The sequence below is a fragment of the Noviherbaspirillum galbum genome (genome assembly GCF_010974945.1).
Taxonomy (GTDB): Bacteria; Pseudomonadota; Gammaproteobacteria; order Burkholderiales; family Burkholderiaceae_D; genus Noviherbaspirillum; species Noviherbaspirillum galbum.
Map to the genome: position 1 here is coordinate 79234 of NZ_JAAIVB010000055.1, position 11417 is coordinate 90650.

Sequence of the window (11417 nt, forward strand, 5' to 3'; positions counted from 1 at the left end):
CCAGCATGGACGCTTCCTCCGAACTCCATCCGCTCACCGACTTCCTGGCGTCGGTGGAAATCCTCTCCGCGCTGACGCGCGATGAACTCGACCAGCTGGCCCAGCAGGCGGAATCGAAGTTCTTCGGCTTCGGCGACACGATCTGTACCGCCGGCGAAGCTGCCGGGGGCCTGTGCATCGTGAAAGCCGGATCGGTGCGCGTCTTCACCGAACAGAACGGCAAGGAAACCAGCCTCGGCGTGCGCAAGTCCGGCGAAGTGTTCGGCGAGCTGGCGATGCTGCGCGAGCACTGGCACGAGTTTTCCGTGCGCGCATCCGTCAAGACCGAGCTGCTGTTCATCCCGCGCGAAGCCGCGGCGCCCATCATCCACCGAAATCGCGCCGCGCTGGACTTCGTGACCAGCTACGTGGCGATCAGCTCCGCGGGCGGTTTCGTGACCCAGCTTTTCGATCTGCGCGGCAAGGTCGACCGCAAGGAACTCGAGGAATTCATCCGCAGCGTTGGCGTCAAGCGCGCGCCGGCAGGGAAGGAAATCCTGCGGCAGGATTCGCGCGAAGACCGCCGGCTCTACGTGGTGCGGCACGGCGAGGTCAAGCTGATGCGCACGGAAGAGGGCACTGACTACCCGCTGGCGACGCTGCGGCAGGGCGAGATCTTCGGCGAGAAGGCATGCCTGATGCGGCAGGAACAGGTGGCCACGGTGGTGGCCTCGACCGACGCCACTTTGCTCGTCATCCCCGAGAAGACCATCCACCAGATCCTGGAGCGCAATCCCAGGCTGCGCGAGGCTCTGGAAGACCGGATCCGTTATGTCGAACGGGAGCTGCAGCGGCAAAAGAAACTCGCGGAACGCCGCAAGCGCCCGGTCATCCTCGACCTGCAATCGAAGCCGGAGGCGGGAGAGCGCGTCATCAAGCGCTTCGCGCTGGTCGAGCAGGCGGAAGAGATGGACTGTGGGGCAGCCTGCCTCGCGATGATCTGCAAGCAGTACAACATCTCCATGACGCTGGGCAAGCTGCGCGAGCTCGCTAACGTGACCACGCAGGGCGCGACGCTGGACAGCCTCGCCCGAGCGGGCGAATCGCTCGGCTTCTCGACGCGCGGCGTCCAGTGCACCTATGAGGCCATCCTCGGCTTCGAGCTGCCTTTCATCGCGCACTGGGAAGGCTATCACTACATCATCGTCTACGGCGTTTCCAAGAAGCAGGTGTGGATCGCCGACCCGGCCGTGGGATTCAAGAAGCTGAGCGTCGAGGAATTCGAGCGCGGCTGGAGCGGTACCTGCCTCGTCTTCACGCCGGGGCAGAACCTGGTGCAGATCGCGGCAACGCGCTCGCCCTGGATACGCTTCGTCGGCTACCTGAGGCCTTACCGCAAGGTGCTGGCCCACTTGTTCCTCGCGACCTTCGTGATCCAGGTTCTGGGCATCGTGCCGCCGATGATCATCCAGAACATCCTGGACGGGGTGATCGTGCACCAGAACGTGAGCCTGCTGCATCTGCTGATCCTGGGCCTCATCGTCTCCAACCTGTTCACGCAGCTGATGTCGACGGTGCGCGCCTTCCTCGCGAACTTCATGGTGCGCAACATGGACTTTTCCATGATGTCGCACTTCTTCAAGCACACCATGTCATTGCCGTTCTCCTTCTTCGCGAAGCGCAAGACCGGCGACATCCTCGCGCGCTTCGAGGAAAACGCGACGATACGCAACTTCCTGACGGAATCCACCGTCACCACGATGCTGAACCTGCTGATGGTGTTCATCTATTTCACCATCATGTTCTTGTACAACGTCACCATGACGATGGTGCTCATCGCCTTCGTCATTCCCATCATCGCGCTCACGGTGTTCGTGACGCCGCGGGTCAAGACGTATGCCCGCGACGTCTTCGCCGCCGCGACCGACGCCAAGGCGCACCTGATGGAAACCCTGGGCGGGGTGGAAACGATCAAGGGCATGGGCATCGAGCGTCCGGTGCGCCTGAAGTGGGAAAAGAAATACGCCAAGGCGCTGGACATGCAGTACAAGGCGCAGACGTTCAACATCGTGGTCGGTCTCGTCAGCCAGATCCTGAATGCATCGACCACCATCGCCATCCTCTGGGTCGGGGCGGACCTCGTGCTGCAGCACAAGCTGTCCATCGGCCAGCTGATCGCCTTCAATTCCCTCATGGGCAGCGTGCTCGCTCCGCTGATGGGCCTGGTCGGCCTCTGGAGCCGCCTCAACGATGCCGGGGTGGCGATGGAACGGCTGGGCGACGTGCTCGACATGGAGCCCGAACAGCGGCCGCAGGATCTTGCGTCGCGCGTGGTCCTGCCCGACCTGCAGGGGGAAATCAAGCTCGAGAACATCTATTTCCGCTACGGCGGCAACGATACCCAGTATGTGCTGGAAAACATCAGCCTCGACATCAAGCCGGGCGAACTGATCGCCATCGTCGGCCGCAGCGGCTCCGGCAAGACCACGCTCGCCAAGCTGCTGGTCGGCTTCTACACGCCGACCGAAGGCAAGATCATCGTCGACGGCTATGACGTCAACAACATCGACAAGGAATATTTCCGCGCCCAGGTCGGCTACGTCATGCAAAGCAACCTCCTGTTCTCCGGCACCATCGCGGAGAACATTGCCAGCGGCGACGAAAGCCCCGACCGCCGCCGCATCGAGGAAGTGGCGAAGATGGCCGATGCGCACGGCTTCATCAGCAAGATGCCGATGAGCTACGAACAGGTGGTGGGCGAGCGCGGCGTCGGCCTGTCCGGCGGCCAGATCCAGCGCCTCTGCATCGCCCGCGCGCTCTACCACGATCCGCGCCTGCTCGTGTTCGACGAAGCCACCTCCGCGCTCGACACGCAATCGGAAAGCAACATCATCGGCAACATGGGGGAGATACTCAAGGGACGCACCGCCGTCATCATCGCGCACCGCCTGAGCACCATCATGCGGGCCGACAAGATCCTCGTCCTGTACGAAGGATCGATCGTCGAGCAGGGCAAGCATGATGAACTGGTGGACCGGCGCGGCATGTATTACCAGCTTGTTCAAAAACAGTTGAGCGCGGCATGAAACTCTACAATCCCGGTGGACGCGGCTCGGTGATGTCGTACGCCGGGCTGCTGGAGAAGATCGAAATCCTGAGTTCGACGCTGCGCTGGGCATCGCGGCTGGAACGCGCGGACATCGAGAAGCTGCTGCGGCAATCGCATGCGCTGCGCGACGAAGTGATGCAGCTATCCCACAAGGAGCGCTTCGTGCAGGCCGCCACCAGCGACGCGGAGCCGGTGGAACAGACGCCTGGCGAGCGCCGGCAGGCGCTGCTGGCGCGCAGCTTCGTGTTCGAAGGCACCTTCGGCGACAACCCCAAGCTGCTCGACGCGCTGGAAGTGGCGGAGAAGGCCGCGCCGACCGACCTGCCGGTGCTGATCGATGGCGAAAGCGGTACCGGCAAGGAGCTGATGGCCAAGGTGATCCATGCCAACGGTTCGCGTGCCGACAAGCCGTACATTTCTGTCAACTGCGGAGCGATCCCGGACAACCTGCTCGAATCCGAACTGTTCGGCCACAAGAAGGGGGCATTCACCGGCGCCAGCAATGACCGCAAGGGAAAGTTCGAGAGCGCGCACAAGGGCACCATCTTCCTCGACGAGATCGGCGAAATGCCGCTGACCGGCCAGGTCAAGCTGCTGCGCGTTTTGCAGTCCCACGAAATCCAGCGGGTGGGTTCGGACGAAATCATCCACGTCGATGCGCGCATCGTGGCGGCGACGAACAAGAACCTGCGCAAGCTGATCGAGGAGGGAACCTTCCGCGAAGACCTTTTCTATCGGCTGAGCGTGATTCATGTCACGCTGCCGGCGCTGCGCGAGCGCAAGGATGAGATTCCGCTGCTGCTGGCCTATTACGGGGATGAAGCCGCCGAGGCGCTGAAACGCCGGCCCATCAAGATGACGCCGCGGCTGCGGGATTTCCTGCTCAACTATGCCTACCCCGGCAACATCCGGGAACTGCGCAACCTGGTCTATCGCCTTGCCTGCCTGGCCGGTGAAACGGCGGACATCGGCCACCTGCCAGAGGACATCCGGCCGAAGGCAGGCGTTCCGCAGGCCAGCCTGCCGGAAACGATGGCGTCTCAGGCAATCGCACCGAGTTCTCTCAGCGATGCAAAGCGTGCGGCGAGCGACGAGGCGGAGCGCGCTTTCCTCGAGCGCGGCCTGACCGAAGTCGGCGGGACGGTGGCGGAGCTCGCCCGGCGTTGCGACATGAACCGCTCGCATCTCCAGATGCTGCTGAAGAAGCACGGCATCCATTCCAAGGATTTCCGCAAGCCTCGTCCTCCGCAAGGCGGGGCCGGGGCCTGACGATGCGGCCCCGCGCCTGCATCAGCGGCCGGAAGCGGCATCGCTGATCGTTTTCTCCTGCGGCAAGGCATTGCCTGCGTCGGCAGTGGCTTCGGCTTTCTTTTCCTTGTCCGCGAACACCATCTTGCCGTTCTCGGTGCGTTTGTCGTCGCGGAATTCGCCTTCCCAGAAACTGCCGTCGGCCCAAGTGTAGCGCCCGAAGCCGTTGCTCTTGCCGCGCGCCCAGGCGCCCGCATAGGCGTCGCCGTTCTTGAACTTCGCCGTGCCGCGTCCATCCGGCACGCCGTCCCTGACTTCGCCGTCATAGCGGTTGCCGTTCGCGAAGAAGAGCGTGCCGCGCCCATTGGGCAGGTCGTGCGACCATTCGCCGACGTAGCGCTGGCCGCTCGCCCAGCGGAAGTTGCCGCGTCCTTCCTTCATTCCGCGCACCAGCGTGCCATCGAACTGGTTGCCGTTGCTCCAGACGATCCGTCCGGTGCCGGAGACGATGCCGGTCTTCTGGTCGACGCTGAAGTCGCCGGTCAGGATCTGGTCCTCGATGAAGATGGGCTTCCTGCCAGCAAGGGAATCAGCCGCCTTGGGCAGCGGTTCTTCGACGGCCTTGCGCGGCGCATGGCCTTGCGGCGCCGTGTGTGCCGCGGGGGCTTGCGAGGACGCGGCAGCGCTGGCGGTCACGGTATGCTGTGCGGCAGAGGCGGGCGGCGCCGCGGTTCCGCTTGCTGCGCTTGCTGAACTTGTTCCGCTTGTACCGCCCGAGGATGGCGAAGCGCCCGATGTTCCCGACGTGCCCGAGCTAACCGACTTGCTTGAGGCAGCGGGCGTTCCGGACGATCCCGCCGATGCCAGCGGACCGTTGGTTGGGGATGGTGCCGCAGCCGACGGCGTGCGAGTCGCCTCGTCTGCCGCGGCGCGGGATGGCGAATGCACTGGCGGCTGCTTGAAGAGGGTCAGCTTGTCACGCGCCAGCGCGGCATAGCGTCCTTTCGGATAGCGGGAAAGATAAGCTTCGTAGGCAGGCGCCTGCTGGAGGTTGTTCGCCAGATTCCAGGCGTCTTCCTCCGGCGAAGGCGTAGCCGCGGCTTCCTTGCGTGCGGACGCTGACTGCCGGTCCTGCTTCTCCTGTTTTTCCTGCCTATCCTGCTTGTCTTTTTCCCTGTTAGCCAGCGCCTTGGGCGGTTCCTGCTCTTTCACCGCCTTGGCCTGCCTTGCTTCCAGTCGTTGCCGGGCGGCCAGCGCATACAGGCCCTTCGGGAAGCGCTTCAGGTAGTTCTCATAGGCTGCGGGCGTATCGAGCGCGATGGCGTTCTGCCACGATTCCTCATCCGGGGACCGGCGCGCGGTAGGCGTGCTTGCCGACGGCGTACCGGGCACGGAAGACGGCAGGGAACGCAGGCTGCGCGCCGCAGCATCGGCCGAAGGAGGGTTCGGCGGCGTGGCACGCGCCTGGTCCGGCTTGATGCTCGCGGACTGCGGGTGTTCGTCGTCCGGACCGCCGGCGGCGCTGGAGCCCGCCTGTTTCGGCATCGACGGCACGCCGGATTCCTGGGCGGCGCTACTGCCACTACCACTGCTGCCGCTCATCGAATCGTTGCCGCCGCCAGCGTTGCCGCGATCCTTCCATGGCACCTGCGTCCCGAGGTAGACTCCGGCGCCCAGTCCCGCCGCAAGCAGCAGGGAAAGCAGGCCCCAGGTTTTAGCCCGGCTGCGGTCTTGATGCGCATGGATAGGGCCGGCGTTCGGCGGCATGTGATCGCCGCCGAACGCCATCGACACCGGCGCTTCGGGGCGCCTGGTCTGGAACATGGTCATGTCGTCGGGCCGTTGCTGGCCTCGCTGCGGAAGCGGGTCATGCTGCGCGGCGGGCGTCTGCGGAATCGTCATGCCGGGGCGCGGCGCGTCTAGGCGCGGCTCCTGCCTGGGCACCGGCTTGGGTTCGGCGACGCGGGTGGTCGGCAGTTCGTTGCCGGTCCAGCGGGTGGACGAGCGAGGCAGGGTGCGCGGCACGGTGCCCATGATGTCGAGCGCCTTGCGCAGTTCCGCGATGCTGCGGTAACGCTGCTCCGGCTTCACAGCCAGAGCCTTGTCGAGCACGCCGAGCAGGCTGCTGCTGTAGCGCCCCTTTCCGGCTTCGCGGGCAGGCACCATTTCATCATGCACCATGCGCGCCACCGCAGGCGGCGGCGCCTTGCCGGTAATGACGTAATAGGTTACCGCGGCCAGCGCATAGATATCGGTCCATGTCCCCTGGCGCAAGCCGGCGATGTCCGCATACTGTTCGATGGGCGCGAAGCCCGGCTTGAGGATGACGGTGAGGCATTGCGTCAGGTCGCCGATCACCCGCCGGGCGGCGCCGAAGTCGAGCAGCACCGGCCGCCCGTCCTTGAGCAGCAGGATGTTGTCCGGCGCGATGTCGCGGTGCAGGCATTGTGAGTTGTGGATGGTCTCGATGGCATCGAACAGGTCGGCCAGCAGCAGGCGGATCCAGCTTTCCGTCGGCGTGACGCGATGCTCCTTGAGCGCCTGCTTCAGTGTCACGCCCTCGTAGTAGGGCATGACCATGTAGGCCGTGCCATTGCCTTCCCAGAAGCGGTGCACCTTCACCAGCGCCGGGGAATCGAACTGCGCCAGCATCTTGGCTTCGTTGATGAAGCTGCGCAGCCCCGCCGTGAAGGTGGCTGCGTTATGTTCGGAGCGGACCGTGACCGCCATCTTGGTGGTGCGGCTCGCCAGCCCGGCGGGCATGTACTCCTTGAGGGCGACATGCCGTTCCAGGGAATGATCGTATGCCAGGTAGACGATGCCGAATCCGCCTTCTCCGATGAGGTCGAGAATCTCGAATTCACCGAGATGGGTGCCAACGGGCAGGACGTTGACGCCATGCTCCGCGCTTTCCTGCGCCCCGGCACGGAAAGGCATCCGCCGGGTGCGTACCATGGTTTTGTCGCTGTCGTCGCTCATCATTTGGCTTGCTCGCTTGGTGATACGTTTGCTGGATGCTCCGTTTGCGGCGGCAACGCGCTTCCGCATGCCGTCCCCGGCTTCGTCCTAGCACCTTTGGTGCCAGCCGGCCCGTCATTGCCTTCCGGCGCCGCAAGCGGGGTCTCGGGCCTCCATGAACGCGCCGCGAAGGCTCCGCCGACGCTTTTTTCGGCAGGAAGGGCGCAACGGACGCGCTCAGGCGGATCGTGCCGGCCGGCAGCGTTGGCGTGGCGCCGACACCCCGGCACCATCCGGCCGGGACCTGCCGGCGCGCTGCCAACAGCCGTGTCGTTGCCGGCCGGCGCGCACCGCGCCACGGGCCGTGCGGAACGGAGACGAAGGTCTGTTGACATGGTGAATCTTCCTTGGCGGGGAGAAAGCCTTGGCGCAGGCGTGAAAGAGAATTGCCGGGCTCCGCTACCATGATCCGCGCGCAATTCGACAGGGTGTTGACCTGCGTCTGTCCTAGCCGAGTTTTAGCGGTCAAAGTGCCGGATTCAGCACAGTCTTTTCAATGGTGAAGCGGTCGTCGTCACGCACCACGACGACCGTGACGTTATCGCGTCCACCATTGCGCAGCGCCAGTTCGATCAAGGTATCGGTGGCACGCGCGCAATCGTCCGCCGCAAGCGCGGCGGTCATCTGCTGCGGGCTGACTTCGTTGCTTAGTCCGTCGCTGCACAAGAGAAACGCGTCGCCCTCGACGACGGGCATGCTCAGTTCGTCGAGTTCGAGCAGGTCAGCCGCGCCGACCGCTCGGGTAATGAGGTTGCGGGCAGGATGCAGCAGCGCTTCTTCATCGCTCAGGCTGCCGGCCATGCGCAATTCCTCGACCTGGCTGTGGTCGCGCGTGACCTGCGCCAGTTCGCCATTGCGCAGGACGTATAAACGGCTGTCTCCGGCCCAGACGCAGGCGCAGCGCTCGCCCCGGATGAGCAGGACGACCGCCGTGCTGCCGATGATGTGCGCATGGCGCTCGGCCGCTTCGGCGCGCAGGCGGCGGTTGGCTGCCTGCAAGGCGTCGCGCACCGCGGCCACCAGCGTTTCCAGCGAATCGAACGCGGCTGGGGAATCGTCGACAAGCGCCGACAGGGCGTCAATGACGGTCTTGCTGGCAAAGTCGCCCAGCGTATGTCCGCCCATGCCATCCGCCACCGCCCACAGGCCGTGGGCCGGGAGCGACAGGCAGGAATCCTCGTTGATTTGCCGGACCATGCCGACATGGCTCTTCGCGGAACAGGTCCATCCAGCCTGGGTGGTGTTCATTGCCGCAGCCTCCGCATTGCCCGGGCGAGACGCCGGGATCAACCAATGTGCTTGTCGTTGCCGGCGTTGCCGTCGACGGCAACGTTGATGTTCGAGTTGGCTGCCGAATTGTTGACCTCGACGACCTGGATCTGGTTGATCATCTGGTCGGCGTAGTTGTTGACTTGGTAGAAATTGACCACGGGGCCGAAGGCGGGCGCGTCGCTGTAGGGCTTTATCCAGCCGTACACCCACGGGGCGCCGCCGCCGCGGACGAAGGACATCTCGCCACGGTCCAGCTCGCGATCGTTACGAAGGTCCTTGATGACCAGATGAGCCATGATGTGTCTCCTCAGCTTGGCCCGGAAAAGGCAATGCAGGCAATCGTTGCCGGTCATTGCCCCCCGGACTTACAGTGCGACATTGGCGTTCGCCCATTGCGACGGGTTCACCGCCAGGTTAGGCGGGACGAATCCCGCGCCGATCACTCCTACATTATTCAATGCATTTACAGCGACGTTCTGCAGTTGCGTAATGTTTTGGTTCACGCCGACGTTGACATTCGCGACGGGACCGAATTGCTTCAGCAGGGCATCCGCATCGGCACCGCCGCGCACGTCCATCATGGCCTTGCCGTCGAGATCGCGGCTTGCGGCGAGGTCGTTGATCACGAGGTTCGACATTGCAGTTCTCCTTTAATTCGATGCTTGCCCGGCGCCTCAGCCGATGTGGATGTTGTTGCTGCCGTTCTGGGTCGGATTCACGCAGGAGGTGATGCCCGAGACGAAGGCGGCGTTGTTGCCGTTGTTGACGAGCGTGTTCTGCGACTGGCCCAGCGATTGCACCGCGCCGACGTTGAACTCGCTTGCGCTCAGAGAGAGCGAGCCGAAGGACGGCATGGCGAACGGCGTCAGGCCGGATGAGTAGCCCATGCCGCCGCGGACTGCCGACATGGCCTTGGCATCGAGTTCGGTGGTGGCGGACAGATCCTTGATGTTCAGTGCTTGCATGTCATTCTCCTTGGTCGGGTGAGTGTTTCGTTTGCTGCCAGGTGGTTGAACGTTGCGCGTTGCTCGTTGGCGTCGCGCTCGGGGCTTCTATTGCGAGGAGCGTGCCAGCATGGCGCAGACGAGGAGTGAAATGCCTAAGCCATTGAATTTGAATGAAAGTGCGGGATTGCCTGCGTAGCGTGGCTGGTTCGTGCGCGCCGGGCGGCCCGCGCAGGATGGCGGCTGACGGCCAACACCGGGAGGCCGCTGTCGCAATGGCGCCGACATTGCCATGAACCTGGTCATTCCCGTGACCGGAGCGCGGACGAACGATGCCTTGGAAGAAGCGATTGTCTCCGCGTTGGCGAGCCTGAATGACTGTTTTTTAAGGTGGAGAAGGAAGGCGTGACGCAACGACAAAAGTGCAACCGTATGTAGCAGTTGTTTGCATGCGACGAAGTGATTCGGAGAACTTTATTCACGGAAAGACGTCAGCGTATGATGTCATCGTTCCTTTCCGAACTTCAACATCATGGCTGTCTTTATCGCACTTTGTTTTCTTTGCACCTTGGGTGGGACCACGTCGGCGCTGTGCCAGGCCTGGATGCGCCGCATGGCGAATGCCGACGGCATCGATCCGCGGGAGCGTGATCAGATTGCCGCGACCGGCGACTTCTATCGCCGTTCGACGATGGGCACCTATGGCGCGGCCATCCTCACGGGCGGCATCGCGGTGCTGTCTTACTTCTACGCCTGATCGAACCGGGCCTGATTAAGTCAGGCAGGATCGATGCGGGCAGGTTGCGGAAACGCGGCATGCCGGCCGGGCGCTCAGCCCGGGCCGGTTGATTTGATGCCGCCGCCTTCTACTTCGATTCGGAGCGGCGTTCGCCGAGAGGGCGTCGCTGGACGCCTGGCGGGTAATCCAGCAGGCGGTTCTGGCGGGATGCCGTCAGGGCTTCATAAGGCATCCTGCCGCCGGTGCGGGCACCGCCGGTAATGGCCGTCATGGCCTTGTGGTCCAGTTCGACGTTTTCCGTCAGATCCTTGATGACGATCTTAGGCATCGCAATCTCCTCATTCGATACTTGCACAGCCGGTTTCCCATCGGGCCCGGCGCCGGAAACGCCCGCAGGGAGGCACACAGGCCTCCCTCGCAACGCGGGCATGTTAGGTCACGCTTGTCACAGCGCCACGTTGGCATTCGCCCACTGGGATGGGCTGACATCCAGCTTCAGCGGCCCGAATCCCGCGCCGATCACACCCACATTATTCAACGCGTTCACTTGGACGTTCTGAAGTTGCGTAATGTTCTGGTTCACGCCGACATTGACGTTGGCGAGCGGGCCGAGTCCCGAGAGCCAGGAGTTATAGCCGCCGCGCACGCTCTTCATTGCCTTGGCATCGAGTTCGCCATCCTTGGCGAGATCATTGATCATGAGTTTGGACATGTTGTTCTCCGATGATTTCCGCTTGTAGTCGTTGCGCCATCAATAGGCGCCAATGCTGATGTTGTTGCTGCCGTCCTGCGTGGGATGCACGTCGGACGTGATGCCGCAAACGAAGGCCGCATTGTTGCCGTTGTTGACGGCGGTGTTCTGGGACTGACCCAGGCCCTGCATCGCGCCGAAGTTGAACGTGCTGGACGTGGCGCTGAACGAAGGACCCATGGACGGGGTGTGGCCGGGGTAGCCGCGGCTGCCGCCGCGCACGGAAGTCATTGCCTTACGGTCGAGGTCTGCGGAAATGACGAGGTCGTTGATGGCGAGGGTGTTCATGTCGATTCTCCTGAAGGTTGGGCTTGCTTGCCGGTTTGTCGTGTCCTGAAATCTGCTTCGTGCTTGAAG

Annotated in this window: 11 protein-coding genes; 3 read left to right on the forward strand and 8 right to left on the reverse strand. The window is 63.5% G+C overall.

What is annotated here, in order from left to right; genetic code table 11:
• Nucleotides 1-5: 5 nt before the first annotated feature.
• Together G3574_RS16980 and G3574_RS16985 are read left to right on the forward strand one after the other, a co-directional pair.
• The gene (locus G3574_RS16980; RefSeq protein ID WP_163965638.1) at nucleotides 6-3065 is read left to right on the forward strand and encodes a peptidase domain-containing ABC transporter; all 3060 of its coding nucleotides are present in this window, start codon (nucleotides 6-8) and stop codon (nucleotides 3063-3065) included.
• The gene (locus tag G3574_RS16985; protein WP_163965641.1) at nucleotides 3062-4357 is read left to right on the forward strand and encodes a sigma-54 interaction domain-containing protein; all 1296 of its coding nucleotides are present in this window, start codon (nucleotides 3062-3064) and stop codon (nucleotides 4355-4357) included. The genes G3574_RS16980 and G3574_RS16985 overlap by 4 nt, the downstream gene beginning before the upstream one ends.
• A 21-nt stretch (nucleotides 4358-4378) precedes the next feature.
• On the opposite strand, the gene G3574_RS16990 is transcribed toward G3574_RS16985, so the two are convergent.
• The 5 genes from G3574_RS16990 to G3574_RS17010 all read right to left on the reverse strand — a co-directional run bounded on the left by G3574_RS16990 (nucleotide 4379) and on the right by G3574_RS17010 (nucleotide 9591).
• A complete protein-coding gene (locus G3574_RS16990; protein ID WP_163965644.1) occupies nucleotides 4379-7318 on the reverse strand; it encodes a serine/threonine-protein kinase in 2940 nt (979 codons plus the stop codon).
• 501 nt (nucleotides 7319-7819) lie between these two features.
• Nucleotides 7820-8602, reverse strand: a complete 783-nt coding sequence (locus tag G3574_RS16995; RefSeq protein WP_163965647.1) for a PP2C family protein-serine/threonine phosphatase — start codon at nucleotides 8600-8602, stop codon at nucleotides 7820-7822.
• A gap of 38 nt (nucleotides 8603-8640) precedes the next feature.
• The gene (locus G3574_RS17000) at nucleotides 8641-8922 is read right to left on the reverse strand and encodes a hypothetical protein (protein ID WP_163965649.1); all 282 of its coding nucleotides are present in this window, start codon (nucleotides 8920-8922) and stop codon (nucleotides 8641-8643) included.
• Nucleotides 8923-8991: 69 nt separating this feature from the next.
• A complete protein-coding gene (locus G3574_RS17005) occupies nucleotides 8992-9264 on the reverse strand; it encodes a hypothetical protein (protein WP_163965652.1) in 273 nt (90 codons plus the stop codon).
• A 36-nt stretch (nucleotides 9265-9300) separates the two neighbouring features.
• A complete protein-coding gene (locus tag G3574_RS17010) occupies nucleotides 9301-9591 on the reverse strand; it encodes a hypothetical protein (protein WP_163965656.1) in 291 nt (96 codons plus the stop codon).
• Nucleotides 9592-10183: 592 nt separating this feature from the next.
• On the opposite strand from G3574_RS17010, the gene G3574_RS17015 reads away from it, so the two are divergent.
• Nucleotides 10184-10327, forward strand: coding sequence for a hypothetical protein (locus tag G3574_RS17015; protein WP_163965659.1), 144 nt, complete (start codon nucleotides 10184-10186; stop codon nucleotides 10325-10327).
• Between the two features lie 109 nt (nucleotides 10328-10436).
• Here the strand turns inward: G3574_RS17015 and G3574_RS17020 are convergent, their stop codons facing one another.
• The 3 genes from G3574_RS17020 to G3574_RS17030 all read right to left on the reverse strand — a co-directional run bounded on the left by G3574_RS17020 (nucleotide 10437) and on the right by G3574_RS17030 (nucleotide 11348).
• Entirely contained in the window at nucleotides 10437-10637 is a 201-nt protein-coding gene (locus tag G3574_RS17020) for a hypothetical protein (RefSeq protein ID WP_163965675.1), read from the reverse strand.
• A gap of 117 nt (nucleotides 10638-10754) precedes the next feature.
• The gene (locus G3574_RS17025) at nucleotides 10755-11021 is read right to left on the reverse strand and encodes a hypothetical protein (protein WP_163965678.1); all 267 of its coding nucleotides are present in this window, start codon (nucleotides 11019-11021) and stop codon (nucleotides 10755-10757) included.
• A gap of 39 nt (nucleotides 11022-11060) precedes the next feature.
• On the reverse strand, nucleotides 11061-11348 hold the full coding sequence (locus tag G3574_RS17030; protein WP_163965680.1) for a hypothetical protein: 288 nt from the start codon (nucleotides 11346-11348) through the stop codon (nucleotides 11061-11063).
• Nucleotides 11349-11417 lie beyond the last annotated feature (69 nt).